The organism is Caballeronia insecticola (genome assembly GCF_000402035.1).
Taxonomy (GTDB): Bacteria; Pseudomonadota; Gammaproteobacteria; order Burkholderiales; family Burkholderiaceae; genus Caballeronia; species Caballeronia insecticola.
The window spans coordinates 630,038-655,256 of sequence record NC_021288.1; the positions used below are offsets into that span (position 1 = coordinate 630,038).

Genomic DNA, 25,219 nt, shown 5'->3' on the forward strand with positions numbered 1-25,219 from the left:
TGAACCTCAATTCGAGAGCCCGGCCCCATCACGCCAGCGCGTAGACCGAACTACCCAGCGTCAATGCCGTCGCGCTGCTCGCCGATGCGAACCGAATCTCGTACAGATCGCGTCCGAAATTGCCGGGCACCTTGACGGACATGCCACCCCGATCATCCGACAGCGGCACGAACAACTGATACCGCAAGTCTTCGTTGCCATACAGAACATAGCCCGGCAATTCCGACAAGGTCGTGAGATAAGCCGGCGGGTTGCCCAGAATGACGATAGGCACGGCCGTCGGCGAGTCGTTCGTCAAGGTCCATTGCGTGCCCAGACGCTGCTGCCATGCACTATCGAGCGGCGCAAGCGGAGCGAGTTGCTGGCCAACCGCCAGCGTGAGATACGCATAGCCCGCGCCCGGCACGACGCGCTTCATCAGATAGCGATAGCTGAACGCATTGCCGCTTTCGTCGGTCCCGGATGCGACCACGAACCGGTACGATGCTGAATCGCTATTGCTCCACCACCAGCCGTCGCTGCGATACTGATACGCGCCGACCTGCGTCCATACGCGCTTCGCCCCGTTCCACTGATTGAGCACCACGCTGCCGTCCGGATTGGCAACCACCTGCATCGGCGAATCCGAATTGCCGTAGATGCCGCCGGCATTCGCGACACTCGCCCCCGACGCAACCGGCGGCGCCGTGACGCTGACTTGCGCCGGCAGAGCGGCAATCGTGCCGTCCTCCTTCAGCGCGGACAGCACGAGCGTTTCCGCCAGCTTGCGCGCGTCGTAGCCCGAATTGCCGGTCACCATCAACGCGAATTGCGCCTTGGGCACGACGAAAAATTCGCTCGAATAGAACGCGGTGCCGCCGTCCTTTTCCCATCCGAGCAAACCGGCGGCGGCGAGCGCCGGCTGTTGAACCGAATCCCAGCCGAGACCCCAGCGCCATTCGGGCGATGGATTGATCAACAGGCCCGTCGACTGGTCCGTGCCCATCTGCGCGATGCCCGCCTCGGACACCACGCGCTGGCCCTGAAACATGCCGCCGCCGAGGAACATCTGCGCGAGATTCATCATGTCGGCCGGCGTCGAGCTGAGGCCGCCCGTCGCATACGCATTGACGAATTCCTGATATTGCGTGCCGTTGGCAAACGGATACGAGAACGATCCCGCCGTGGGCACGCTCGTCAGATAGCTGGAGTTCGTCATCTTCAACGGCGCGAGGATGCTCGACTCCACGAAACTCGCGAAGCTCTGCCCCGTCCTCGCGAGGACGATCTGCTCGATCATGGTGAAGCCGTCGTTGCAATAGACCGCAAGCTCGCCCGGCAGATGCTTCAGATGCGTATTCGCGAGTTCGGCCTGCGTGTCGGCCGCGTAGCCGGCAACCGGCGCGAACGTGAAGAGATTGCGCCCGTTGGTGCCCGGCAGGCCCGACGCGTGCGACAGCAGATGGCGCGTGGTGATCTTCGCGTACTCGGGCGACAGCATCGAAAACGTCGGCAGATACTGGACGATCGGCGTATCGAGCGTGATAAGCCCGCGGTCTTCCAGAATCGCGGCCGCGAGCGCGGCGAAGAGCTTGCTGACCGAGCCGATATTGAAGCGCGTCTGCGTCGTCGCCGCAGTCTGCGCTGGCACCGATGACACGCCGAACGCCTGCTGCCACACCACGGTGCTGCCCTTGAGCATGGCGATCGAAATCCCCGCCACGGGTTGCTGCGCGTTGCTGATGGCCTGCTGGATCATCTGCTGACCCATTGCGATGGTCTGCGGGTAAGGCGGGGAGTCGTCGTTGCCGCTACATCCGGGCAGCAGCGTCGCGAGCATGCCGGCGCCGGTGTAGCCGAGAAATTGCCGGCGGCCGGCACGGAAGGCGTCTTCGTTCTTGCAGTCGAGCTTGGGCACGGCTGTTCTCCTTGTTTTCGTGTCGGAACCTGCGTGGTGAGGCTTTCGGCTGTCGTTGCGACTAAAACCAATCCGGACACCGCTGTCGGCGGGAAAACCAGGAGAACCCTGCGCGAGCCGGCCCGCCGATGCAGACGCCGATGCAAACGCCAATGCATGCCTTTATCCGGCCGGACGCGAGCGGGTTACGCCGCTTTTAGATGTTATGATAAATCTATCATAAGGTTGTGACGTCATGCGCAAATCCAGGCAGGAAGCGGCTGAAACCCGCCAACGTATCGTCGAATCGGCGTCCGTGCGTTTTCGTGAAAACGGCATCGATGCAACCGCCCTCGCCGATCTCATGGCGCAAGCCGGGCTGTCGCACGGCGGCTTCTACAAGCACTTCGCATCGAAAGAACAGGTCGTGCTGGAGTCGCTCGAACTCGCAAGCAACGCGCTGCGCGACGGCATGTCCACCGCGCTCGAAGGCAAAGGCGGCATCAACGCGGCCGTCGCGGCTTATTTGTCGGCGGAACATCGCGACAACCCGGGCGGCGGCTGCCCGTTCGTCGCGTTGTCGGGCGAACTCGCGCGCGGCAGCGAAGAGGTGCGCCATGCGGCGACCGAGGGCATCGAACGGCTCATCGCCATGTTTGCCAGCGAAATCGACGCGCCGCCCGCCGCCGCAAAAAAACGCGCGCTCCTCATGGTCTCAACCATGATCGGCGCGCTCTCGCTCGCCCGCATGGTGGACGACGCAACGCTATCGGACACCATCCTGCGCGAGGCCCGGAAGGCGCTCGCTCAGTGAGTTGGGCGCGGCGCTCCATCCGCCGCCGAGCGCACGGTATGCGCCCACTGCCGCTCGTGCTGCATCGGCGCGCGTGGCGTCGAGATCGTCGCGAGCAACGAGCAACTGGCGGTCCGCATCGAGCACGTCGGTCAGCGTGATTGCACCGGCCTTGTACGCGCGCTGCGATAAATCGCGAGCGCGTGTGAGGGACGCCACTTCCGCATCCAGTTCCTTACCGCGATTCTGCGTCTCCACCAGCGCGACGAAGGCGTTCTCGACATCCTCGGCGGCCCGCAAGACCGACTGCCGATAGATCGCGAGCGCCTCGGCATTCGCGCCGCGCGCCGCCGCCACTTCGGCGTCCACCTTGCCGAAATCGAAGAGACGCCAGCGCAGGCCCGCCGTGATCGACGGTTGAAACGCGCGCGCCGTGAAGAGTTCATGTGAGCCTGCGCTGTCGAAGCCGAGCAAGCCCGTGAGCGAAAGCTTCGGATAGTAGTCGGCGATGGCCGCGCCGATCCGTTCGTTCGATGCCGCCAGCCGCCGCTCCGCCGCGATCACGTCAGGACGACGGCGCAGCAGCGCGCCCGCGTCCGGACTCGCGTCGATAGCAGGAACGCCGGGTATCGCCGCGGGCGCCGACAACTCGGCGGCATACGTGCCGGGCTGCACGCCCATCAACACGTCGAGACGGTTCAACTGCGCATTCAATTGCACGCGCAGCGTCGGCACGACCGTTCTTGCCTGCTTGAGCAAGGCGTCCGCCTGCGCGGCTTCGCGCTCGTCGGCCGCGCCCGCTTTCACACGCACGCGCACGAGATCGAGCAGCCGCTGATCCGTCGCGATCTGATCCTGCGCCACCGCGAGCCGCGCCTGATAACCGCGCACCTGCAAATAGGCGTCGGCGGCATCGGCGGCGACCGTCACGCGCGTGCCCGCTTGCGCCGCCTGCGCCGCTTCGGCTTCATGCGCGGCGGCGGCGGCATCGCGACGCAGCCCGCCCGCCAGATCGATCTCCCAACTCGCCGCCGCACCGAACGTGTATTCGCGCTGATCGCGGCTATAACCGGGAAACGTGCGCGCCAGCGATCCGTTGGGGCTGACCAGACTTTGATGTTGCGCGCTCGCCGATGCATCCAAATCGACGCTCGGCCACAACTGCGCGCCCGCCGATGCAGCCGCCGCGCGCGCCTGCTGCACTCGCGCGAAGGCGGCCTGCAAGTCGAGGTTCTGCGCCAGCGCACGCTCGATGATCGTGACCAGCATGGCATCGTCGAAGCCGGTCCACCATGTGTCGAGCGATGGCGCATGATGCGCACCAGCGGCATCGGATGCGGGAACGTGACGCAACGGTTCGAGCGACGTGTGCGGCGCGACGTAATCGGGACCGACGGCGCAGGCCGCGAGCAACATCGACACGATCAGCGAACTCGAACCCATCAACAAAGGCCTTTTCATGCGCGCTCCTTGCCGAACCGGCGAATGAATACATAAAACGCCGGTGTGAAGAGCAGGCCGAAGCCCGTCACGCCGAGCATGCCGAACAGCACGGCCGTGCCGAGCGACTGACGCATCTCCGCGCCCGCGCCTGTCGCCACGGCGAGCGGCGCGACGCCGAGAATGAAGGCGAACGACGTCATCAGAATAGGCCGCAAGCGCGTGCGCGCCGCGTGCACCGCCGCGCTGACCGCCGACGATCCTTCATCCTCCTTCTGCCGCGCGAACTCGACGATCAGAATCGCGTTCTTCGCCGCCAGTCCCACCAGCACGACGAAGCCGATCTGCGCGAGGATGTCGATCGGCATGCCGCGCAACGATAGTCCCGTGACCGACGCGAGAAGGCACATCGGCACGATCAGCACGATGGCGAGCGGCAGCTTCCAGCTTTCATATTGCGCGACCAGCACGAGGAACACGAAGAGCGCCGCCGCGCCGAACACGAGGAGCGTCGGTGTGCCGTGTTGCTGCTGCTGATACGCGAGCTCCGTCCATTCGAAGCCGATGCCCTGCGGCAGCACCCGATGCGCAAGCTCTTCCATGCGATGCAGCGCCGTGCCCGTGGCCACGCCCGGCGCGGCCACGCCCTGCACTTCAGCGGCCGGATACAGGTTGTAGCGAGGCACGCGATACGGCACGGTGCGGTCTTCGAGTTTCGCGACCGAGCCTATCGGCACCATCTCGCCCGCCTGATTGCGCGCCTTGAGCCGCGTGATGTCGTCCGCCGTGCGCCGGAAGCGTCCGTCCGCCTGCACGATTACCTCGTAGGTACGCCCCAGATAATTGAAGTCGTTCACGTACTGCGAGCCGAGATAGACCTGCAAGGTCGAGAACACATCGGTGGGCGTGAGGCCGACCTTTTGCGCCTTGACGCGGTCGATATCCGCATACACGGACGGCGAGCCCGCATTGAAGAGCGTGAACACGCCGGCCAGTTGCGGGTCCTTGTTGGCCTCGGCGACGAGCGCCTTCGCCGCGCGCACCAGCGCTTCGGAGCCGAGACCGGCACGGTCCTCCAGCATCATCTTGAAGCCGCCCGCATTGCCGATGCCTTGCACCGGCGGCGGCGGTATCGTCAGCACATAGGCATCCTTGATGACGGAAAGACGCTTGCGCAGATCGGCGAGCACGCTGTTGGCCGTCACGCCGGGCAGCGAGTGGCTATAGAGCGATGGCAGCCCCGAAAATACCGTGCCCGAGTTCGATGCAACCGTGAGCGTGGTCGCGTCCAGCCCGACGAACGGCGCAACGTGTTCGATGCCATGCGTCGACAAGATGATGTCGATGGCCTGGCGCACCACCTTCTCGGTCCGCTGCAACGACGAACCCGGCGGCAGTTGCACCACGGTGATGAGATAGCCCTGATCCTGCTCGGGAATGAAGCCTGTCGGCGTGCGCGAAAACTGCAGCGCCGTCACGCCGATGAGCGCGACATACACCATCAGCACCACGGCGAGCCCGCGCACCAGACGCCGAGTGACGTTGCCATAACCGAACGAAAGACGCTCGAAACCGCGATTAAAGCGTGCGAACGCGGCATGCAACAAACGCGTGGCCGGATTGACGCGCGCCGCGTCGTGTTCTTCATGCGGCTTGAACAGCACCGCGCATAAAGCCGGACTCAGCGTGAGCGATACGAAGCACGATATGACCGTCGATGCCGCGATCGTCACGGCGAACTGCCTGAAAAACAGCCCTGAAATGCCGCTGAGAAACGCCGACGGCACGAACACGGCGCACAACGTCAGCGCAATCGAGAGCAGCGCGCCGCCCACTTCGTCCATCGTGCGATGCGCGGCCTCGGCCGGCAGCATGCCCGCGCGCATGTTGCGCTCGACGTTCTCGACGACCACGATCGCATCGTCCACCACAATGCCCACCGCCAGCACGAGCCCGAACAACGACAGATTGTTGAGCGATATCCCGAACGCCGCGAGCACGATGAACGAGCCGAGCAGCGATACGGGAATGGCGACCACCGGAATGATAGTTGCGCGCCAGTTCTGCAGGAACACGAACACCACGCCCACGACCAGCAGAATCGCCACGAAAATGGTGGTCACGACTTCATCGACCGACTTGCCGATGAAGATAGTCGGATCGTAGATGATCTTGTAGTCCACGCCCGCCGGGAATTCGTTCTTCAGGTCGCGCATCTTCGCGAGCACGGCCTTTTCGACGGCAAGCGAATTAGCGCCTGGCTCAGCGTAAATCAGCAATGTCGATGCATCGCTGCGGTCCATGAACGCGGTCGAACCGTAGTCCGCCGCGCCGACTTCCACGCGGCCGATATCGCGAATGCGCGTGATGCGGCCCTGCCCGTCCGACTTCACGACGATATCGCCGAACTGTTCCGGCGTAGTGAGACGCCCGAGCGCTTCCACGTTGATCTGATACGCCTCGCTGCTGCCCGCAGGCGGCTGGTTGAGCACGCCCGCCGAGACCTGCAGATTCTGCGCGCGCAACGCGGCGAGCACTTCGGCGCCGTTGAGATTGCTCGCGGCGACACGGTCCGGATCGATCCATATGCGCATCGCGTATTCGCGCGCGCCCTGGAACTGCACATCGCCCACGCCCTGAATGCGTGCGAGCGCATCCTTCACGTGCAGCGTTGCATAGTTGGAGAGATAGAGCGTGTCGCGCAGCTTGTCGGGCGAATAGAGATGCACCGCGAGCAAAATGCTCGGCGTGGACTTTCTCACCTGCACGCCCAGGCGCTGCACATCTTCCGGCAGACGCGGCAACGCATCCTGCACGCGATTTTGCGTGAGCATCTGCGCCACGTTCAGATCGGTGCCGATGCGAAACGTGACCGTCACCGTGAGCCTGCCATCGCCCGTGGATTGGCTGCTCATGTAGAGCATGTTCTCGACGCCGTTGATCTGCTGTTCGAGCGGCGTCGCCACGGTACGCGCGATGGTTTCCGCCGATGCACCCGGATACGACGTCGTCACCTGCACCGTCGGCGGCACGATCTCGGGATATTGCGCGACCGGCAGCACGAACATCGCACCGAGACCGATCAACGTGAGGAAGGCGCTGACGACCGTCGCGAAACGCGGACGGTCGATAAAGAAATGGGCTATACGCATGATTCTCGTCGCCCCTTATTTCGCTTGCGCTGCAAGCGTTTCGTTCGCGCGGTCTGCTTCATAGCGGATCGCGCCCTCGCGCGTCGTGACCTTGCTGCCGGGCGCCGCGTACGGCAAGCCATCGACGATCACGCGATCTTCACGCGTAAGGCCCGAACGAATCACGCGCAGGCCACCGCGCATCTCGCCGGTCTCCACGCGCTTGGGCGTCACGGTGCCATCGGCGGCGACCGTCAAGACGACATGCTCCGATTGATCCGGCAACACGGAGGCATCCGGAATCAGCAGCGTGGGCGCGGGATGCGCCACGGCCAGCCGCACGCGCGAGAACTCACCCGGCGTGAGACGCAAGTCCGGATTCGGCACCGTTGCGCGAGCGTGGATCGTGCCGCTCGAACGGTCGATCACGTTATCGACGAAATCGAGCGTGCCCTGTGTGCTGTAGTCCGCGCCCTCGCCCGCGCCCGTCGCCAGTTCGACCTTGTTGGCGACCGCACTGCGCGCATCGCCCCGATAGCGCAAGAAAGATTGATAGTCCGGCTCGCTCATGTCGAAGTCGAGGTGAATGGGATCGAGCGAAACGAGCGTGGCGAGCAGCGTCGTCGGACTCGTTGCGCCTCGGCTGCCCGCGACGAGATTGCCGACCGATACCAGATGCCTGCCGATCCGCCCGGAGAAAGGCGCGGCAATCCTGCAATGATCGAGATCGAAGCGCGCATCGCGAATTTCTGCGGCGGCGGCATCGAGCGCGGCCTGCGCCGCATGCAATTCGGAGGTTCGCTGTTCGACGTTCTGATGCGTGCCCGCTTCGCCGCGTTCTAGTTCCTGTGCTCGCGCCAGCTCCTGCTTCGCCAGCGTGATGCGCGCCTCGGCACTCTGCTGCTGCGCCTTGGCCTGCGCGAGACGAATCTCGTAAGGCACGCTGTCGATGGTGAAGAGCAGATCGCCCTTGTGAACGATATCGCCGTCGCGGAAGTGAATTCCGGTCAAGGTGCCGCCTACTTGCGCGCGCAGTTCGACTTCATCGACTGCGGAGAACTGGCCGAGAAAGCCGAGCCGCGTATCGAGCTGCTCCACAGCCGGCCTGCTCACGGTGACGTCGTGACGTAGCGCGGCCGGTGCATTCGCAGCAGGCGTGCTTTGATGATGAGCGGCATAAAACCACGCACCGCCCGCAATGACGATGACCGCCAACGCGATGCCGGTCTTCGTGCGCGTCGTGCGCCCGCGCGCTGTACGCATCCGCGCGCCGTCGTCGAACTTCGTTTTCGTATCCACCTGCTGATCGCCTGTAGAGAGGGTTAATTTAGATGTTGATCTATTTCTAAGTTCGCTTAGATTACGTATACAATCCAAACGGTCAAGGGTTTTCGATAGTCGACAAAGCGTCGGGATGCAGATCGATATGGCGAGAAGCCCGGCCCATGCGGTTCCGCGCGATTGTTCGCCGCGCCCGTCATGTGAGTTCGGCTCCGGCGATTTATGCAAGCGAGTGGGTGCGCTAGTCTTGGCGCTCGATGGCGTATCGCGTCATCGAACGGTTGCGGATGTCCGGAAGGTGGCTCCGCTTTGTCGGCGCTGAAGGGCAACCCTCCAACCCTGCCCTTTTGCTGTCTCGACGCGCACGGCTTCGCGCCGTGCGCTTTTTTTCTCAATGAGCACGGTGAACGCAGATGACTGCATTACGTACTATCGTCGGGACGACAGCCTTGCTGGCGTGTCTGTTTTGCAGCGCTTGCATCAGTACGAGCGCATCCGTCACATCCAGCGACGCTAAGCTTCACTATGTGCGGGGATATTGACGAGGTGAATCGCCAGGCGAAGTGACGCGATCCGTGGGTGTGAGACTCTTCAGGAAAAAAATCGAACGAACGGACGCCACCGCAAACACAACACCTCGGTGCTTGCCGCAGTGCAATCGACGGCGAACCTCCTTACAATGCGCATGTAGTCGCCGCAGGTCATGACTGTCGGATGGCGCATTGCTTCGCTACACGCGCAGTCGACCAGCGATCTTTTTTGCGTCTCTCCACCAGTCTTGCCACTTTCACCTGAGGAAAAGAGATGAAATCCACGAATATCTTCCTTGCTGCGGCCATTTCCATCGGCGCTATCGTCGCGACTGTGCCCGTTGTTGGTGCGCAAGAGACAGGCGCGGCGACCTCGAAATCATCTGTCAGAGCAGCAAACCGGCAACTGGCGAAGCAGGTTCAGTCCGCGTTGTACAAGCACAAGGGACTGGAAGCAGCCGATGTTCACGCTGTCGCGCGTAGCGGCAAGGTGACGCTGGTCGGCATGGCGCCCGATCAGAAGCAGATCGATCTCGCGGGCAAAGTTGCCGAGGGCGTACCCGGCGTTTCGTCGGTGACCAACAATCTGACGGTGGAAGAAGCCGGGCATTGAAGCCGGCCTGAGCGTGCGCGCCTGATCGCGCGCACGTTACCGTTTTGCGAACGGCGTAAGTTGTCGGGCCTGTTTGTGGTTCGACAGCCGTCGCCGTGGGCGCCGTTGCATGCGGCGCCTGATTGCACTCACGATTTGTCACTTCAATTCTTAATTAGCACTCCGTATCTTTATTGAACGATGAAGTAAAGCATCGCAAATATCCTTTGCGTTCCTTATCCGGACCTGTGCCCGTGACAACATCCACGACCACTTGCTCGGAAGCGTGACGGGCGCGCTTGGCTTACGCCGGTCATACACCGATCGTCGCTTAAGGTAAGGAAAAAGAACTATAGTGAGAGTTTCGATGTTGGAGGTGCCATGACCTTATCGAAACGTATTCGCCCGGCGTTTGCACTTTTGACGATGGCGCTGCTGTCCATGCCTGTCGCTCACGCCCAACTCGGCGGACTGCTCAATCAGAAGGGCGACAGCGCGGGCGGCGGCCTCGGCAGTCTCAGCGGCCTGACCGGCGGCTCCTTGAGCTCGCTGACATCCAGTAGCACCAGCAACGTCGCCGGCGTGCTCGAGTTCTGCATCAAGAACAACTATCTCGGCGGCGGCGCATCGTCGGTCAAGGACGGGCTGATGAGCAAGCTCGGCGGCTCCGCATCGAGCGATGGCGGGTACACCGATGGCTCCAAAGGCATCCTCGACAGCGGCGGTGGCAACAAGGTCGATTTGAGCGGCGGCGGCCTCAAAGAGCAGGTGACGAAGCAAGTGTGCGACAAGATACTCGCTCAGGGAAAGTCATTGCTTTAAGCGCGCTGGCAAGTTTCCCGTCACACCGTTGACATCCGGTTGGCGCGCTAATCGAAACGATTCGCGCGCCGCCATCCGTCGTCGATCCGTAGGGCGCTTATCTCAGAGCAGACGCGACTCGCAATACCACGAACGCCCTCCCGCCCAAGCTCGAAGCATCAGCCATTTCCACCGTGGAAGAGCGAGAGCTTATTCGTCACCGAGTTCACGCCCTTGACGGAGCGCGTCACGTTTTCGGCGACCTGTATCTGGTCTCCGCTCCTGACCGATCCGGAAAGCGTTACCGCGCCGCTGCGCGCACGCACGAATACGCCGGAACTATCGAAGCCCGGCGCTTTGCCCAGCGCTCGCCGAACGGCTTTTTGAAGCGCACGGTCGGCGCTCTTTTGATTCTCGGAATGCGCGCCCGACGTGTCCTGAGTCGATGCCGTATCGGATTGTTGAGCCATCAGGGCGACCGGCATGGTCACGGCGGAACACAGCAGGATCATCAACAGCTTCTTGGCTCTCATGCGCTTCTCCTTGGAAACACGACTCCGCCCGCCTGGGGCGGCGCAAGTTCATTCCGCACCGCGACAGCCGCACGCGGCAAGCATCGCGTGCCGCGTCCTGACGTCGCTTTTCGGCAAGACGCGCTTGCGCATTCTCTATGTCGTAGGGAAAGCGCAGGCTCGAAGCCTGTGTTGGATGGTAGCCCACTCCTTCGAGTTACGTCGTGGCCGGGGATGTCGAGTGGCAACAGAAGAAACGTACTTCGCGCGAATACGACCGGGCGCATAAACCATGCGCCCGGTTATCACGATACCGTCGAGGATTTGTTCAGCGATCGCGTGCTCCGTTCGTTCGAGACGCTCGCCACGTTCACCGAAAAGCATCGCTGTTTTCGAGCGCGCGCATACGCCGTTCGGCTTCCGGGAGGTCTTTGGCGCGGGCAATGAACGCATCGCGCCGTTTGCGCTCGGCTGAGTCGAGCAACGCATCGAGCAGATAGATAATGAACGCAACCATGAGAAGCTCCTTCGAATGAATTGAACAGATCGCAAGAGCTCTCGGACGGTAGATTCACTTCGCAGACGCCACGACGGCACTTGGTGTAGGTCGGCGAAAGAGGCTGCGCTTGCCGTCCATGCGATGCATTGTCCCGATCCGCAAGATGCAGCACATGAGGCAAGCGTCCCGGATGAACGCCGGTTTAGCGATTTTTCGATGCCACGACCGGGACGCGTGTCCTGCATCCGTATCACCGGCTGCGCGGCTCACGCTTCGATCGAAACGACGGGCGGCACTTCCACCACAAGAAAATCCAGCAACGCACGCACGGACGGCAACTGATTCTGTCCGTACGGCACGAGCGCGGTGAGTTGCGCATCGCCGCATGTCCAGTCGGGCAAGACGCGCATGAGGCGGCCATCGGCGAGTTCTTCCCTGCACACATAGCCGGGCAGCGCGACAATGCCGAGCCCCGCGACCGCCGCGTCCTTGAGCGTCAGCATGCAGCTTGTCATGAGCACCGGCGTCACGCGTACCGTGCGCACGGTGTCGCCGCGACGCAGCGTCCATTCGTACGGCACGCCGTCCCGCACCATGAAGAGCGAACGGCGCTCGGCGATGTCCTCGGGCTGCTCGGGGCGCTTCGCGCCATCGAAGAAAGCGGGGCTGCTGAACAGCATCCACGGCGTCGGCGCGAGCGGGCGCTGGATCAGCGTCGAGTCCTGCAAGGGCTGACTGTGCGCGCGGATCGCGATATCGAAACCATCCGCGACGACATCGACTTCGACATCGGACAAACGCTCCAAGAGCCGCACTTTCGGGAAGCGCTCGCAGAAACGCGGCAACAGATGGCGCAATGCGAACTGCGCGGTCGCGACCGCCGTCGAGATGCGCACGAGGCCGCTCGGCGACAACATGCGCTGCCGCACCACCGACTCCGCCGCGAGCGCCTCCTGAAGCATCGTGCGCGCGTGCGCATAGAATTCCGCGCCGATGTCGGTCACGGCGAACTGTCGCGACGTCCGGTTGATGAGCCGCACGCCGAGCTGCGCTTCGAGCTGATTCACGCGATAGCTGATCGTCGATTTCGGCAGCGCCAGCGCGCGTGCTGCGGCTGTGATGCTCTTGTGATCGACCACCTGCACGAAGTAGTACATGTCGTTGAGATCCAGCATGTGCGCGTTTCCCGACTAAGTGACCTTGGCGTGACGCATGTTACACGCGGCGTCATCCAGCGCCTCGGACGCTGCGTTCATGCAACGCGCATGGCCTGTCGTCCGATCTGTCGTGCGATCCATCGTCCAATTCATTGCACGCAGCGTCCACCGCCGACGCCTTGTTTCGCGCGGTCAGCCGTCTAAGCTCCGGAGTGTTCCGTATCCCACACCCAAGGAGATGACGATGATGGCCCAGGCGAGAACCCGTATGACCCGCGACAACACCGCCGTGCTGCTGATCGATCACCAGGTCGGTCTCTTCACCGGCGTGCGCGACATCGGTGTCGGCGAGCTCAAGCACAACGTGGTCGGACTGGCAAAGGCGGCGCAGGCGCTCGGCTTGCCGGTGATCGCGGTGACCACCGCGCGCGACAGCATGTGGGGACCGACGATCCCCGAATTGCGCGCGGCGCTGGGCGATGTCGATATCCTCGACCGCTCGACGGTCAACGCGTGGGACGAGCCGCGTTTCGTCTACAAGGTGAAGGCGGCGGGACGCGATCATCTGATCATCGCGGGGCTGAGCTTCGAAGTGTGCGCATCGCTGCCCGCGATCTCGGCGCGCGAAGAAGGCTATCAGCCGATCATCGCGCTCGACGCCTGCGGCACGTTCAGCGCCTACAAGCACGAAGCGGGGCTCGCGCGTCTGACCGCGCTCGGCATCGAAGTATCCGATTACGCGACGCTGATGGTCGAGATCATGGCCGACAACGCCGACGCTAAAGCACTCGCCGTCTATGCCGCACTCGACATGCCCTTCGCCACGCTGATGGGCCAGGTCGCCGAGGGATTCGCGCGATGAACGACGCCTACGACATCGTCATCGTCGGCGGCGGCTCGGCGGGCGCGGTGCTCGCCAACCGTCTCAGCAGCGAGCCCGCACGTCGCGTGCTGCTGCTCGAAGCGGGCCATGCTTATCGGCCGAATGCGTTTCCCGCCGTGCTCTGGAACGCCGATCACGCGGGCGGCGACGCGGAACACGACTGGGGTTATCGGGCGGACGTCGCGGAAGGCGGACGCAGCATCGCGGCGTTGCGTGCGAAGGCGCTCGGCGGATGCTCGTCCGTGAACGCCGCTGTCGCGATGCGCGCGCGTCCCGCCGACTTCGCGAAATGGACGGCACGCGGCCTGGCGGGCTGGCGCTTCGACGACGTACTGGCGTGCTTCAAATCGATCGAGAACACGCCCGACGGCGATGACTTCTATCGCGGCCGTCACGGCCCGCTGCCCGTTCGCCAGCGCCGCCGCGACGAACTGACGCCCGCCGTCAACGCGTTCGTCGATGGCGCGCTCGAATGCGGCTTCGCGTATGTGGAGGACTTCAACGGCGAGGAGCAGGCGGGCGTCTCGCCCTATCCGCTCAACGTGATCTCGGGACGACGCATCAACACCGGCATCGCGTTTCTCGACGACGGCGTGCGCGCGCGCCCGAACCTCACAATCAAGGGCGGCGTGGAGATCGACCGCGTGTTGTTCGACGGCGCGCGCGCATCGGGCGTGCTCGATGCGAACGGCGTCGCGTATCGGGCGCGGACCGTGATTCTTTCCGCGGGCGCGTTCGGCAGTCCCGCGATCCTGATGCGCTCGGGCATCGGGCCGGCCGACCATCTGCGCGAGCTGGGCATTGCGCACGTCGCCGACTTGCCGGTGGGCGAACGGCTGCAGGAGCATCCGTTCTACTACAACATTTATGCGCTCAAGCCCGGCGCGAACGGCATGTTTCCGGCTGCGGGCGCGATCCTGTGGGCAGCGTCAACCGAGGCCATGCCCGGCGACCTCGACCTGCACGTCTCGGCGACGCATCTGTTCGATCCGGCGCTCTCGCCGACAGGCGGCGCGCTCGTGCTCGCGGCATCGGTGACGCAGCCCGAATCCGTCGGCTACGTGCGTCTGACCGATCGCAATCCGCGCAGCGCACCGCGCATCGTCTATAACTTTCTTACGACGGCGCGGGATCGCCGCCGCATGATCGAGTGCGTGCAAATTGCCCGGCGCATCGGCCGCTCGAAGGCGTTCGCCGCGACCGTTGCCGAAGAGATGACGCCCGGCGCGGCGGTATCGGACGCCGGTCTCGAATCCGTGATCCTCGGCAATCTCGACGCCTACGCGCATCCGACCTCCACCGTGCCGATGGGCGACGGCGGCGTGGTCGACAGCGAAGGCCGCGTGCATGGCATCGAAGGACTGATGGTCGTCGATGCGTCGATCATGCCCGGCATCCCGAGCGCACCAACTAACCTGACGACGATGATGATCGCCGAGCACATCGCGGCGCGCGTTTTCGCTGCGCCCTGACGCCATCACGAGGCCATCATGACCACGCAAGACGGTTTGACGATCGATGTGTTTCCGCTGTCCCGCGCCGACCGTGACGCGCTGCCCGCGCTGCACGACACGTTCCGGCGCTTCTGGTCGGCACCGCTCGCGAAGACCGCGCCGCGCATCGCCTACGACGCATTCTTCGCGACGACACCGCCTGCGCCCGATGTCGCGCTGCATCCCTCGACCGATCCCGCGCTGCCCGGTTGGGTCTGCGTGCCCGCGCATCCGGTCGATGATCAGGCGTTACTGTTTCTGCACGGCGGCGCGTATGTGATGGGCACGGCGCCGGCGTATCGCGGTTTCGTGAGCCAGATCGCGGCGCGTGCGCGGCGCACGACGTTCATCCTCGAATATCCGCTCGCGCCCGAATCCGCGTTGCCTGTCGCGATCGATTTCGCGGCGGCCGCGCTCGAACGATTGCGCAGCCGTATCGGCAAGGTCGGCAAGGTCGGCGTGATCGGCGATTCGGCGGGCGGCGGCTTGACGTTGGCCACGTTGGCGCAAACGGGCGACGCATCCGCCGCCGTGGTGTTCTCGCCGTGGGCCGATCTGACCTTGAGCGGCGCGAGCATGCGCGAACGGGCCGCCGTCGAACGATTGCTCGACGAAGGCGCGTTGCGCGAAGCCGCGCGTGGCTATGTCGGTCACGCGGCGGCGGACGATCCGCGCGCGTCGCCATTGCTTGCCGTGCCGGACCGCCTGCCGCCGCTGCTCGTTCAGGTCGGCTCGGACGAAATTCTCTACGACGACGCCTTGCGTTACGCACTACGCGCGCACGCGCGCGGCCATGACGTGACGCTTCAGGAATGGACCGGCATGCATCACGTGTTTCAGCAGAATGTCGCCGAACTCGAAGCGGCGCGGCAGGCGCTCGATTTCGCGGCGGCGTTTCTGCATCGGCATATGGGAGCGCCTTCGTGACGGCGCGGCGGGACTCGTCGGCTTCGGCGGGTACCAGCGCGGCGCCGATGCCCACGACAATCGTGCGCGTGGTTCAGGGCAAACTCATCTCACTACGGCCGCACACATCGCCCTGAATCGCCGTGCGATCGATCGCGAACTGATCGAAGAAGCGGACAATCTCCCGCGATGCGTGCGGACCGCGCGCGTCCGTATGCGTGCCGTCCGGATGCCCGCCCGACCATGCGTGGCCGAGTCCGTGCACGAGCCACTGCTCGCCGACCGGCACGCCGTCACGATCGTGAAACACGCGTTGCGTATAAGCGTGGCCGTCTTCGTGGCGGCCGGCGCGCGCTGCGGCGCTCGGCAGCGCGCCTTCGACATCGCAGTGCATGAGCCGACTCATTTCCACGATCTGTTCGCTGTTGAGCGGATGCACGGTGTCGTCGGCATCGCCGTGAAAGACGATCAACGGCACGGCGCGCGTCCCGGATGCCGCGAACGATGCCTGCGGCAGACGAACTTTGCCTCGGCCGTCGTTCATTGCGCAGAGGGCGGAAATTTGTTCGTCGGCGACACCGAACGCAAGCCCCGAGTGCACCGCGGCAGCCGCGTAAAGATCGGGATGCGTCACGGCAAGATTGACGGCCAGCGCGCCGCCCGCCGACATACCGGCGACATAGACGCGCGCGTCATCCACGTTGTAGCGCGCCATGACGTCACGCGTGAGCGCCGCGATCGCCGCCGTTTCGCCCGATTCGCGCATCTGATTCGCGGGCAAAAACCAATTCCAGCATTTCAGCGGATTCGAGCTTTCCGGCTGTTCCGGATAAACGACGATAAAGCCCCGCTCCTCCGCGACGACGTTCATCTCAGTCCCCGTCGCGAAGTCGTCCGAGTCTTGTTGCGCGCCGTGCAGCATGACGATCATCGGCAGCGGACGACCGTCGTAAGCACTCGGGATATAGAGCTTGACGTCATACGTCGTGCCCTCATGCTCGAAGCGTTCGCTCGACCATGTCATGCCGATGGCTTCCTGCGGCAATTCCGCTTGCCGGTAAGCGCGTGGCGTTTCGACTACCGGACGCGGCTGAACCACGGGGCGTGCGGTCGCGGTATCCGCATCGTCGAACGAATGCGCCGTGAGACCCACGGTTCCGTGCGTAAAGAGCGACCAGAACGTATCGTGCGCCCACGCGAGCGGATGGAAGGGATTCATCGGTTATTCCTATTGTGTCGAAGGGCATAAAAAAGCCCGCTCGAGGCGGGCTTCGAGTCGACAATGATGCGTCGAGCGAGAGGTCGCAATATGGATGGCTTATGCCGCTTCGTCGGCGACGTGGGTCGCCTTCTGCTTTGCGTTCGAGAAAAGTGCGACAGGCGTCGCCGATTCGAACGCTTGCTTCATTCCGGCGCCGGCCTGCGCCAGCGGCGCGCGCGCCTCGTTGAACATGTCGGTCTGCGTCGAGCGGACGATCTCCAGAAAATGCCGCGTATAAGCCGCGGCTTTCTCGGGCGCTTCCGCGAAGAGCGTCGATTGCCAGCTCAGCATGTCAGCCGGCTTGGCGTTCGGACCGGCACGAAAGACCGCATTGCCTTCCTCGAACACGGTCTTGATGGTCTGCACGTTCAGATCGGCAATCTGCTGAAGGCCGCTTGCGTAACGCTTCGAGACGTTCACGAACGTTTGCAGGCCCGTTGCCGGGATCGAAGTTGTCTGTTGACTGAAGAAAGGAAACATATACCGCTCCTGAAGTTTTAGGGATCCAACAGGCCCGTAAATTCAGGACCGTCAATGCGTTTTGCTGCACTGCAATATGAAGAGCATCATACGGCACTTTCGGCTGTCGTCAAGCAGGCGTTTTTTATTTGTTCGATCGCTACAGAAGGGGCTTGCGTGTCGTGTTTTTGTCGCACCCCGACACCCGGGCGCTCAGCCTGCGCTTGCGGCTGGCATCTCTTCATAGCGCTTCATCACTTCGTGCCAGATGCCGCTGATGCGGGTTGCGATATCGTCCGCGCCGGGGAATGCTTCGCTGATCAACGCATCTTTGTTGATGAACCGCTCGCTCAGGGTTTCGATGGTCATCGTGATCAAAATGCGGATGGTCCCCGCATACTCGATGCGCTCCGCGCCGGTGAACTCGCGCCCGCGCCGCCGTCCCGAGACATGCACCACTTTCATCGCCCACTGGTCGTTGCGCAGTTCGCGAATCTTGCACAGTTCGGCATTGCGATGAATGGCCGTGAACAGGTTCGCATTCGACGCATAGGCCCGCGAATACCAGAGGTTCGCTTCGAGAATGGCGTCATAGGCTTTGAGCTTGCGCGAGCTGCTCACGCGGCTGCCTTCGATGTACTCGAAGAACATGCTCAGCACCTCGAAGACGCAATTCTCGATGTCCTTGAAGTGGTTATAAAACGTGGAGCGTGCGAGACCCGATTGTTCGAGCAGATATTCGACAGTCGGATTCTGCGCGGGATTGTCCTGCAGGAAGCGCGCCGCGATCGTCATGAAGACGTAACGCGTTCGCTCGCGCTTCGACAATGACCGGTCCAGCGTCTTGGCCGCGAGCATCTCCTCGAACCGCAGCGACGACGGTACGTCGCGTGCCTCGACAGGCGACTCTTCCATCATCGTATTCCCCTGTGTGACGTTCATAGGGCTGCATTTTACCGAACGCTCGCCGCCGGATCATCGCGTGCCTGCACGCCGCTGCGGCGTGCGCGCGTCCTGAAACCGCGCGACATCCAGATGCGCGACCTGGCCGCCCGCTTCGCCTTCCACGACGAGCCGCGCCACCGCCTCGCCGATGGCCGGCGAGAACTTGAAGCCGTGCCCCGAGAAGCCGGTCGCGACGAACATGCGCGACGTCTTCTCGTCGCCGGGCAGCGCGCCAAGCAGGCCTTCGCCATCGGGCGTGTACGCATCCATGTAGATGCCGATGCGCACCGGGTCCGCACGCAGACCCGGCGCCACTTCGGCCGCGGTGCGGCGCAGATGCGCGAGTTCATCGGCGGGCAGGCTGCGCGGCAGTGCATGCGGCGCATCGAGCGCGGGCCAGCCGCCGATATTGCAGCTGGCTTTGACAGTCGCGCCGTCCATGCACGGGAACATGTAGAAGTAGCCGCTTTCGAACAAGTGCATCAGCACGATCGAATGGTCGATGCCGAACTCCGCCGGCACACGCGGCGCGAACCAGCCGAGCGCAATGCGGCGCGTGACGAGCGGCAGCGCGGCCAGCGCCGGCTCGAACGAAGCCCAGCCGCCCGGCGCCATGACAACGTGCGAGAACGTCTCCGTCGCGCCGCCTATCTTCAGCGCGACGTGATCGTCGAACGGCTCGACGGCATCGACACTCGTGTAGCTGCGCAACGTTGCGCCACATGCGACCGCGCGTTCCACCGCCGACAGCACCGCGAGATCGGAGCGCAGCGCGCCGCCCTCGGGATCGAACAGCATGATCTCGCCGGACGCGAGACGAAACTGCGGGAAGCGCGCGAGCGCGGCGTCACGTTCGAGCACGTCGAGCCGCAGATCGAACTGCGTGGCCGTCTCGCGAATCGCGCGCATGCCGGGCATGGACGGCGTGCCGATGGTCGCGACACCGGTCTGATACAGCAGCCGCTGATTCGCTTCGCCTTCGAGTTCGCGCCATAACGCGAGGCTTTCGCGCACCAGCGGAACGTGCTTCGCGCCCTCCTTGCAGGCGACGCGAAAGACGCGGCTTTCTCCGCCGGTCGCGCCGCGATCGTGCGCGGGTGCATAGCGGTCGAACAGCGTGACCTTGACGCCGCGCCGCGCGAGGCGCCACGCGCTCATCGCGCCGATCACGCCAGCCCCGACGATGGCCACATGCAAGGAAGACGAGGATGTGTTGGGCATGTTGAAGTTATCGAAGAAGGTGTCAGGCAAAGTGGCAAGCCACGCGCTGCGGCGCGCCGGAACGATGGATCAGCGCCGGCGTCGATTTCGAGCAGATGTCCTGTGCCATCCAGCAGCGCGTGCGGAAGCGGCAACCGCTCGGCGGATCGGTCGGACGCGGCAGATCGCCTGCCAGCACGCGCGGCGTACGCGAACGCTCGACGCGCGGGTCCGGCACGTTGGCGCTATCGACGAGCGCCTGCGTGTACGGATGCCGCGGCGTCTGCAACACATCGCGCGCGGCGCCGGATTCGACCACGCGGCCCATATACATCACCGCGATATCGTGCGAGATGTTGGCGACCACGGCCAGATCGTGCGACACGAACACATACGACACGCGCAGATCGTCCTGCAATTCGCGCAGCAGATTCACGACCTGCGCCTGCACGGACACATCGAGCGCGGAAACGGGTTCGTCGCAGATCACGACGCGCGCCGGCCGCACCAGCGCACGCGCGATGCCCACGCGCTGCTGCTGCCCGCCCGACAGCGAATACGGATAACGCGCCGCATGTCCCGCGTGCAGGCCGACGCGTTCGAGCATTGCGATCACGCGTTCGCCGCGCTCCTTCTTCGACAGATGCGCTTCGTGGATATCGAGCGGCTCGCGCACGATCTCGCCGATCTTCAAACGCGGATTGAGCGCGGTATAGGGCGACTGGAACACCATCTGCACGTCGCGCATCACTTCGCGCCAGCGATCGCCGCGCAACTGCGCGAGGTTGACGCCATCGACATGCAACGTGCCTGCACTTGGCGCGAGAATGCCGACGAGCATGCGCGACAGCGTCGACTTCCCGCAGCCCGATTCGCCGACGATGCCGAGCGTCTTGCCGCGTCCGAGCGAGAGCGTGACGTCGTCGACTGCGTCGAGCCATAGCGGCGCGGCGGGCCAGGGCCGCGAGATGCGAAAGCGCCTGCACAGACCGGCGGCGTGCAGCACCGGGACCTCGTCGGCGGGTGGCGTCAGCTCACGCACGTTCGGCATATCGGACCTCATCCGGAGAGAAGCGGCACAGGGACATGCGGCCGCCGGCGAACACGATCGGCTGCGGCACGTCGGCCGAACACGCGGGCACGGCAAGCGCGCAGCGCGGATGGAACGCGCAACCCGTGGGAATGGCCTGCGGCGCGGGCGGCGCACCGGCGATCGCGCGCAGCGGCTCGCCGGGACAATCGAGACGCGGCATCGCCTTGAGCAGCGCGCGCGTGTACGGATGCGCGGGCGCATCGAAGACTTCGGTGACGGGACCCGTCTCGACCGCGCGCCCGGCGTACATCACGAGCATGCGGTCGGCCATGCGCGCGACGACGCCCATATCGTGCGTGACGATCAGCACCGCCATGCCGAGTTCGCCGCGCAACCGCATCAGCAACTGGAGAATCTGCGCCTTGATGGTGGCATCGAGCGCGGTGGTCGGCTCGTCGGCGATCAGCAGATCGGGTTCAAGCGCGAGCGCAATCGCAATCAGCGCGCGCTGGCGCATGCCGCCCGAAAACTCGTGCGGATAGCGATGCACGCGCTCATCCGGCGACGGAATGCCGGTCAGCGCCAGCAGTTCGACGGCACGCCGCATGCCCGCGCGGCGCGACATGCCGCGATGGACCATCAGCGTCTCGGCAATCTGGAAGCCGACGGTCGTGCACGGATTGAGCGCCGCGAGCGCGTCCTGGCTGATCAGCGCCATGCGCTCGCCGCACAGGCGGCGGCGTGCGCGCGGCGCGAGACTCGAAATCGGCTGGCCGGACAGCGTGATGCGCCCGGTCGTATTCGCCTGGCCGGAGAGGAGGCCCATCACGGCCTGCGCCATTGTCGACTTGCCGGAACCCGACTCGCCGATCACGGCGAACACTTCGCCGCGCCCGACGCGAAAGCTCAAGTCGCGCACGACCCGCACTTCGCCCGCGCGGGTGCTGAACGACACGTTCAGGTCGGCGACATCGAGGACCGGCGTATCCGCGCCGCTGCGCAAGGTGGACACGTTCATTTCGCCGAAACCTTGACCGTGGCGAGGTCGAAGTTGTCGCCGAAACGCGCGTCCCATTGCAGCCGCTTCGAGAAGCCGTAGATGGACGCGGCCTGCCACACCGCCGCGACGTAATAGCGGTCGTGCACGAGGCGCTGGGCGGCTTTCCAGTCCTCGGCGCGCTTCGCGTCGTCCATCTGGCCGCCGGCCTGCGCCGCCAGCTTGTCGAACTCGGGGTCGGCCGTCACGCTGAGCGGCGAACTCGAATTGAGGAAGGAGTTGATCTTGCTCGCGTCGCCTTCGCCGAAATCCCAGCCGATGATGTAGAACGGCCCGCCGCTGCGGCTCTGCATCATGCCGATCAGACGCCCCCATTCCATCACTTGCGGGCTCACCTTGAAGCCCGTCGAGCCGAGTTGCGCGTTGATCGCCTGATAGATGTCGCGGTCGTTCACGTAACGGCCATCCGACGTATAGGTCTTGAGATCGACCGTCTTGCCGTCCAGCAAGCCCTTGGCGCCCTTGCGGTCGGTGGCGTAGGGCTTGATCGACTTGTCGAACTGCACGACGGTCGGCGCCATCGGCGTGCCCAGCACGCGGCCGTATTTGCCGAGCAGATGCGTCACGATGTTGTTCATGTCGAGCGATTCGACGAACGCCTGGCGCACCTTGATGTCGTTGAACGGCGGCTTGCGCGAATCGAGCAGCAGCGTGTGCACGAGGCCGTCCATGCTGGAGACGATCTTCGCGTTCTGCGACTTCTCGATGCGGTCCACATCGGCAATCGGCACGCGCTGGATGATGTCGACTTCCCCTTGCAGCAGCGCGTTGACGCGCGTCGAATTCTCCGGCACGAAGGTGAAGCGCCCGGTCGCGACATCCGGCGCCGTGTTCCAGTAAGCCGGATTGCGCTCCAGCGTGAGCGACGTTCCCTTGCGCCATTCGGTCAGCTTGTAGGGACCCGATCCGAGCGGCTTGTCGTTGACTTCCTGCTGGCTGTGCGATTCGAAGTAATGCTTCGGCACGATGAACACGCGCCCGCTTCCGCCGATAGGCTGCATGCGCCGCGGCAGCAGCGGATCGGGCGCTTTCGTGCGAATCTGCACTGTCTGCGGATCGACGACGATCACCTCCGAAATCGACGCGATCTGCGATGCATGCGGCGAGTTCATCGCCGGGTTGCGGATGCGGTCGATCGAATACTTCACGTCCTCGGCGGTGAGCGGCTGGCCGTCCTGAAACTTGACGTCGTTGCGCAGCTTGAACTCCCAGAGCGTCGGCTCTTTCGCCGTGTACGACGACGCCACGTTCGGCAAGAGCTTGCCGCTGTTGGGGTCGAGCGCGAGCAAGGTATCGTAGATCTGGCTCATGATCGCCATATCCGGACCGTTCGCCGTGCGCGCGGGATCGAGCTGGTCGATGCCGCCGCTCAGCGCCACGCGAACTTCGGTCGCGGCCGTGGGCGCAGCGTGCGCGGCGGGCCACGCCGCGCAGACGAGCGCCGCGCATGTCAGCGTGCGGCATGCGCGCAAGGCCGCGGTGACGAAGGAACCTGTCGCAACGATATCTCCCGCTTTCATGAGCTACCCCTTCTGGCTTGAAATGCGTCGGTGGATGTGGGCAAACGGCGTCATCAACGCCGGTTCAGCTTGGGATCGGACGAATCGCGCAATTGCTCGCCGAGCACGTTGATCGACAGGACGAGCAGGAAAATGCAGGAACCCGGAAACACGGTGAGCCACCACGCGGTATCCATGTAGTCGCGGCCTTCGCTGAGCATGCGTCCCCAGGTCGGCGTATCGGTCGGCACGCCGAGACCGACGAAGCTCAGCCCGCTTTCCATCACGATGGCCGTGCCGAGCGCGAAGGTCGCGAGCACCAGCACGTTCGGCAGCACGTTGGGCAGAATGTGCCGCAGCAACACGCGCCAGGTGCTGCCGCGCATCACGAGCACGGCCTCGACGTATTCGAGCTGTCGAATCTGGTTGGTGTCCGAATAAGTCACGCGCGCGAACGGCACCCAGCTGCCGAGCGCGATCACCGCAATCACGAGCGGCACGCTCGGGCTCAGAATCCCGACAATCGTGATCGCGAGCAGAAAGAACGGAAACGAGAGCTGAATGTTCGACAGATACAGCAGCAGATCGGCGATGCGCCCGCCGCGATAGCCCGCGAAAATCCCCGCGCAGATGCCGAGCGCGGCGGCGAGCGCGACTGCCGCCACCGACACGAACAACGCGGGCCGCGCGCCCATGATCAGAAGCGAGAGCACGTCGCGGCCGAGCGCATCCGTGCCGAACCAGTAGCGCCCTTCCGCGCCCACGGCGCCGGCGGGAAGCAGGCGGCTGCCGAGATCCTGAAAGGTCGGATCGAACGGCGTGAGGGCATCGCCGCCGAGCGCGGCAATCAGCGTGAGCATGAGGAACGCCATGCACAGCACGATCATCACCGGCTGGCGCGCGACCCGGCGGCGCAGCCGCAGCCACGGCGATACGGCGGGAGCGGAAGGCGTCATGTTGTCCTCAGCCTCGGATTGACGATGCGGATCACGATCTCGACCCCCACCGTGATGACCGCGAAGATGACCGCGACATACGCGACCACGCCCTGAATGATGGGAAAATCGCGCCGCTGGATCGATTCGATCGCGAGCCGTCCGATGCCCGGCCACGAAAACACGGTCTCGGTCAGCACCGCGCCGCCGAACAGCGTGCCGATTTCGAGCGCGATCAACGCGAGCACCGGCACGATGCCGTTGCGCAGCACGGTGCGGAAAATCACGCGGCGCTCCGGCATGCCCTTCGCGCGCGCGGCGTTGACGTAGCTGGCGGGCAGCACTTCGAGCATCGACGAGCGCGTGAGCCGCGTGATGCCCGGGAACACGTACAGCGCGAGCGTCAGCGCGGGCAACACGAGATGCCGCCAGCCGCCAATGCCATAAGTCGGCAGCCAGCCGAAGCCGACCGCGAAGATCTGGATCATCAGGAGACCCATCCAGAACGACGGCACCGACGCGCCCATCACGCTCACGACCTGCACGGACCGGTCGAGCAGTCCGCCGCGCCGCGTCGCTGCCAGCAGGCCGAGCGGGATCGCGAACACCAGCGCAATCACGAGCGACGTACAGGCGAGCAGCACCGTGTTCGGCAGGCGGCGCATGATGATCGAGGTCACGGTGTCGCCGTCGAAATACGAACTGCCGAACTCGCCCTGCGCCGCGCCTTCCATATACGTCAGGTATTGGCGCGGCACCGAGCGGTCGAGCCCGAGCCGCTTTTGCAGCGCGACGCGCTGTTCGGCGCTCGCGTCCTGAGGAAGAATCTGCGCCGTCGGATCGCCGCTCAGCCGCACCATGAAGAAGGTGAGCGTCATCGCCGTGAGCACGACGCACAGGCCGAGCCCGATCTGCTTGCCGATCAGATGCAGCATG

Annotated in this window: 22 protein-coding genes; 6 read left to right on the forward strand and 16 right to left on the reverse strand. The window is 64.3% G+C overall.

Annotated features, from left to right (window positions below; all coding sequences use genetic code 11):
* Window positions 1-28 precede the first annotated feature (28 nt).
* Window positions 29-1,819 (reverse strand): serine hydrolase domain-containing protein, encoded by a 1,791-nt coding sequence (locus BRPE64_RS23505; RefSeq protein ID WP_144063531.1) that lies wholly within the window; start codon window positions 1,817-1,819, stop codon window positions 29-31.
* A 313-nt stretch (window positions 1,820-2,132) separates the two neighbouring features.
* Between BRPE64_RS23505 and BRPE64_RS23510 the strand changes: the two genes are divergently transcribed.
* A complete protein-coding gene (locus tag BRPE64_RS23510; protein WP_016347394.1) occupies window positions 2,133-2,690 on the forward strand; it encodes a TetR/AcrR family transcriptional regulator in 558 nt (185 codons plus the stop codon).
* Here BRPE64_RS23510 and BRPE64_RS23515 read toward each other — a convergent pair.
* Genes BRPE64_RS23515 through BRPE64_RS23525 form a run of 3 tightly spaced genes read right to left on the reverse strand, consistent with a single transcriptional unit; the run spans window position 2,643 to window position 8,539 of the window.
* Window positions 2,643-4,130, reverse strand: a complete 1,488-nt coding sequence (locus tag BRPE64_RS23515; RefSeq protein ID WP_016347395.1) for an efflux transporter outer membrane subunit — start codon at window positions 4,128-4,130, stop codon at window positions 2,643-2,645. The genes BRPE64_RS23510 and BRPE64_RS23515 overlap by 48 nt on opposite strands.
* The gene (locus tag BRPE64_RS23520) at window positions 4,127-7,261 is read right to left on the reverse strand and encodes an efflux RND transporter permease subunit (RefSeq protein ID WP_016347396.1); all 3,135 of its coding nucleotides are present in this window, start codon (window positions 7,259-7,261) and stop codon (window positions 4,127-4,129) included. The genes BRPE64_RS23515 and BRPE64_RS23520 overlap by 4 nt, the downstream gene beginning before the upstream one ends.
* A gap of 15 nt (window positions 7,262-7,276) precedes the next feature.
* Window positions 7,277-8,539 (reverse strand): efflux RND transporter periplasmic adaptor subunit, encoded by a 1,263-nt coding sequence (locus tag BRPE64_RS23525; RefSeq protein ID WP_016347397.1) that lies wholly within the window; start codon window positions 8,537-8,539, stop codon window positions 7,277-7,279.
* 786 nt (window positions 8,540-9,325) lie between these two features.
* Here BRPE64_RS23525 and BRPE64_RS23530 point away from each other — a divergent pair.
* Window positions 9,326-9,664, forward strand: coding sequence for a BON domain-containing protein (locus BRPE64_RS23530; RefSeq protein WP_016347398.1), 339 nt, complete (start codon window positions 9,326-9,328; stop codon window positions 9,662-9,664).
* Between the two features lie 360 nt (window positions 9,665-10,024).
* Entirely contained in the window at window positions 10,025-10,465 is a 441-nt protein-coding gene (locus BRPE64_RS23535) for a DUF2501 domain-containing protein (protein ID WP_016347399.1), read from the forward strand.
* Window positions 10,466-10,623: 158 nt separating this feature from the next.
* Here the strand turns inward: BRPE64_RS23535 and BRPE64_RS23540 are convergent, their stop codons facing one another.
* The 3 genes from BRPE64_RS23540 to BRPE64_RS23545 form a co-directional block, all read right to left on the reverse strand.
* A complete protein-coding gene (locus BRPE64_RS23540; RefSeq protein WP_016347400.1) occupies window positions 10,624-10,956 on the reverse strand; it encodes a BON domain-containing protein in 333 nt (110 codons plus the stop codon).
* A 370-nt stretch (window positions 10,957-11,326) separates the two neighbouring features.
* On the reverse strand, window positions 11,327-11,473 hold the full coding sequence (locus BRPE64_RS33035) for a hypothetical protein (protein ID WP_016347401.1): 147 nt from the start codon (window positions 11,471-11,473) through the stop codon (window positions 11,327-11,329).
* A 248-nt stretch (window positions 11,474-11,721) separates the two neighbouring features.
* Complete coding sequence (locus BRPE64_RS23545) at window positions 11,722-12,630, reverse strand: LysR substrate-binding domain-containing protein (protein ID WP_016347402.1); 909 nt, start codon at window positions 12,628-12,630, stop codon at window positions 11,722-11,724.
* A 250-nt stretch (window positions 12,631-12,880) separates the two neighbouring features.
* On the opposite strand from BRPE64_RS23545, the gene BRPE64_RS23550 reads away from it, so the two are divergent.
* The 3 genes from BRPE64_RS23550 to BRPE64_RS23560 are packed head-to-tail and all read left to right on the forward strand — an operon-like array spanning window position 12,881 to window position 15,915.
* Window positions 12,881-13,474: an isochorismatase family protein gene (locus BRPE64_RS23550; RefSeq protein ID WP_016347403.1), complete on the forward strand. Its 594-nt coding sequence runs from the start codon at window positions 12,881-12,883 to the stop codon at window positions 13,472-13,474.
* On the forward strand, window positions 13,471-14,967 hold the full coding sequence (locus BRPE64_RS23555; RefSeq protein WP_016347404.1) for a GMC family oxidoreductase: 1,497 nt from the start codon (window positions 13,471-13,473) through the stop codon (window positions 14,965-14,967). Before BRPE64_RS23550 ends, BRPE64_RS23555 begins: the two co-directional genes overlap by 4 nt.
* 18 nt (window positions 14,968-14,985) lie before the next feature.
* Window positions 14,986-15,915 carry an alpha/beta hydrolase fold domain-containing protein gene (locus BRPE64_RS23560; protein WP_016347405.1) on the forward strand — a complete coding sequence of 310 codons (930 nt, stop codon included), beginning with the start codon at window positions 14,986-14,988 and terminating at the stop codon, window positions 15,913-15,915.
* Between the two features lie 73 nt (window positions 15,916-15,988).
* Here BRPE64_RS23560 and BRPE64_RS23565 read toward each other — a convergent pair whose 3' ends face one another.
* The 9 genes from BRPE64_RS23565 to BRPE64_RS23605 form a co-directional block, all read right to left on the reverse strand.
* Entirely contained in the window at window positions 15,989-17,113 is a 1,125-nt protein-coding gene (locus tag BRPE64_RS23565) for an extracellular catalytic domain type 1 short-chain-length polyhydroxyalkanoate depolymerase (RefSeq protein ID WP_016347406.1), read from the reverse strand.
* Window positions 17,114-17,212: 99 nt separating this feature from the next.
* Window positions 17,213-17,635, reverse strand: a complete 423-nt coding sequence (gene phaP, locus BRPE64_RS23570) for a TIGR01841 family phasin (protein WP_016347407.1) — start codon at window positions 17,633-17,635, stop codon at window positions 17,213-17,215.
* Between the two features lie 192 nt (window positions 17,636-17,827).
* Window positions 17,828-18,556 carry a hypothetical protein gene (locus tag BRPE64_RS23575; RefSeq protein ID WP_016347408.1) on the reverse strand — a complete coding sequence of 243 codons (729 nt, stop codon included), beginning with the start codon at window positions 18,554-18,556 and terminating at the stop codon, window positions 17,828-17,830.
* A gap of 33 nt (window positions 18,557-18,589) precedes the next feature.
* The gene (locus tag BRPE64_RS23580; protein WP_069915719.1) at window positions 18,590-19,780 is read right to left on the reverse strand and encodes an FAD-dependent oxidoreductase; all 1,191 of its coding nucleotides are present in this window, start codon (window positions 19,778-19,780) and stop codon (window positions 18,590-18,592) included.
* Window positions 19,781-19,802: 22 nt separating this feature from the next.
* Window positions 19,803-20,810: an ABC transporter ATP-binding protein gene (locus BRPE64_RS23585; RefSeq protein ID WP_051180528.1), complete on the reverse strand. Its 1,008-nt coding sequence runs from the start codon at window positions 20,808-20,810 to the stop codon at window positions 19,803-19,805.
* Window positions 20,794-21,810 carry an ABC transporter ATP-binding protein gene (locus tag BRPE64_RS23590; RefSeq protein ID WP_016347411.1) on the reverse strand — a complete coding sequence of 339 codons (1,017 nt, stop codon included), beginning with the start codon at window positions 21,808-21,810 and terminating at the stop codon, window positions 20,794-20,796. Before BRPE64_RS23590 ends, BRPE64_RS23585 begins: the two co-directional genes overlap by 17 nt.
* Window positions 21,807-23,369 (reverse strand): ABC transporter substrate-binding protein, encoded by a 1,563-nt coding sequence (locus BRPE64_RS23595; RefSeq protein ID WP_016347412.1) that lies wholly within the window; start codon window positions 23,367-23,369, stop codon window positions 21,807-21,809. The genes BRPE64_RS23590 and BRPE64_RS23595 overlap by 4 nt, the downstream gene beginning before the upstream one ends.
* A gap of 53 nt (window positions 23,370-23,422) precedes the next feature.
* Entirely contained in the window at window positions 23,423-24,304 is an 882-nt protein-coding gene (locus BRPE64_RS23600) for an ABC transporter permease (protein ID WP_016347413.1), read from the reverse strand.
* On the reverse strand, window positions 24,301-25,218 hold the full coding sequence (locus BRPE64_RS23605; protein WP_016347414.1) for an ABC transporter permease: 918 nt from the start codon (window positions 25,216-25,218) through the stop codon (window positions 24,301-24,303). Before BRPE64_RS23605 ends, BRPE64_RS23600 begins: the two co-directional genes overlap by 4 nt.
* Window position 25,219 lies beyond the last annotated feature (1 nt).

Excerpts from the sequence above, each read along its gene's own strand:
- BRPE64_RS23505 (WP_144063531.1), bottom strand. The coding sequence starts at position 1,819 with ATGCTCGCGACGCTGCTGCCCGGATGTAGCGGCAACGACGACTCCCCG.
- BRPE64_RS23510 (WP_016347394.1), top strand. The coding sequence starts at position 2,133 with ATGCGCAAATCCAGGCAGGAAGCGGCTGAAACCCGCCAACGTATCGTC.
- BRPE64_RS23515 (WP_016347395.1), bottom strand. The coding sequence starts at position 4,130 with ATGAAAAGGCCTTTGTTGATGGGTTCGAGTTCGCTGATCGTGTCGATG.
- BRPE64_RS23520 (WP_016347396.1), bottom strand. The coding sequence starts at position 7,261 with ATGCGTATAGCCCATTTCTTTATCGACCGTCCGCGTTTCGCGACGGTC.
- BRPE64_RS23530 (WP_016347398.1), top strand. The coding sequence starts at position 9,326 with ATGAAATCCACGAATATCTTCCTTGCTGCGGCCATTTCCATCGGCGCT.
- BRPE64_RS23535 (WP_016347399.1), top strand. The coding sequence starts at position 10,025 with ATGACCTTATCGAAACGTATTCGCCCGGCGTTTGCACTTTTGACGATG.
- BRPE64_RS23540 (WP_016347400.1), bottom strand. The coding sequence starts at position 10,956 with ATGATCCTGCTGTGTTCCGCCGTGACCATGCCGGTCGCCCTGATGGCT.
- BRPE64_RS33035 (WP_016347401.1), bottom strand. The coding sequence starts at position 11,473 with ATGGTTGCGTTCATTATCTATCTGCTCGATGCGTTGCTCGACTCAGCC.
- BRPE64_RS23545 (WP_016347402.1), bottom strand. The coding sequence starts at position 12,630 with ATGCTGGATCTCAACGACATGTACTACTTCGTGCAGGTGGTCGATCAC.
- BRPE64_RS23550 (WP_016347403.1), top strand. The coding sequence starts at position 12,881 with ATGACCCGCGACAACACCGCCGTGCTGCTGATCGATCACCAGGTCGGT.
- BRPE64_RS23555 (WP_016347404.1), top strand. The coding sequence starts at position 13,471 with ATGAACGACGCCTACGACATCGTCATCGTCGGCGGCGGCTCGGCGGGC.
- BRPE64_RS23560 (WP_016347405.1), top strand. The coding sequence starts at position 14,986 with ATGACCACGCAAGACGGTTTGACGATCGATGTGTTTCCGCTGTCCCGC.
- BRPE64_RS23565 (WP_016347406.1), bottom strand. The coding sequence starts at position 17,113 with ATGAATCCCTTCCATCCGCTCGCGTGGGCGCACGATACGTTCTGGTCG.
- phaP (WP_016347407.1), bottom strand. The coding sequence starts at position 17,635 with ATGTTTCCTTTCTTCAGTCAACAGACAACTTCGATCCCGGCAACGGGC.
- BRPE64_RS23575 (WP_016347408.1), bottom strand. The coding sequence starts at position 18,556 with ATGAACGTCACACAGGGGAATACGATGATGGAAGAGTCGCCTGTCGAG.
- BRPE64_RS23580 (WP_069915719.1), bottom strand. The coding sequence starts at position 19,780 with ATGCCCAACACATCCTCGTCTTCCTTGCATGTGGCCATCGTCGGGGCT.
- BRPE64_RS23585 (WP_051180528.1), bottom strand. The coding sequence starts at position 20,810 with ATGCCGAACGTGCGTGAGCTGACGCCACCCGCCGACGAGGTCCCGGTG.
- BRPE64_RS23590 (WP_016347411.1), bottom strand. The coding sequence starts at position 21,810 with ATGAACGTGTCCACCTTGCGCAGCGGCGCGGATACGCCGGTCCTCGAT.
- BRPE64_RS23595 (WP_016347412.1), bottom strand. The coding sequence starts at position 23,369 with ATGAAAGCGGGAGATATCGTTGCGACAGGTTCCTTCGTCACCGCGGCC.
- BRPE64_RS23600 (WP_016347413.1), bottom strand. The coding sequence starts at position 24,304 with ATGACGCCTTCCGCTCCCGCCGTATCGCCGTGGCTGCGGCTGCGCCGC.
- BRPE64_RS23605 (WP_016347414.1), bottom strand. The coding sequence starts at position 25,218 with ATGCTGCATCTGATCGGCAAGCAGATCGGGCTCGGCCTGTGCGTCGTG.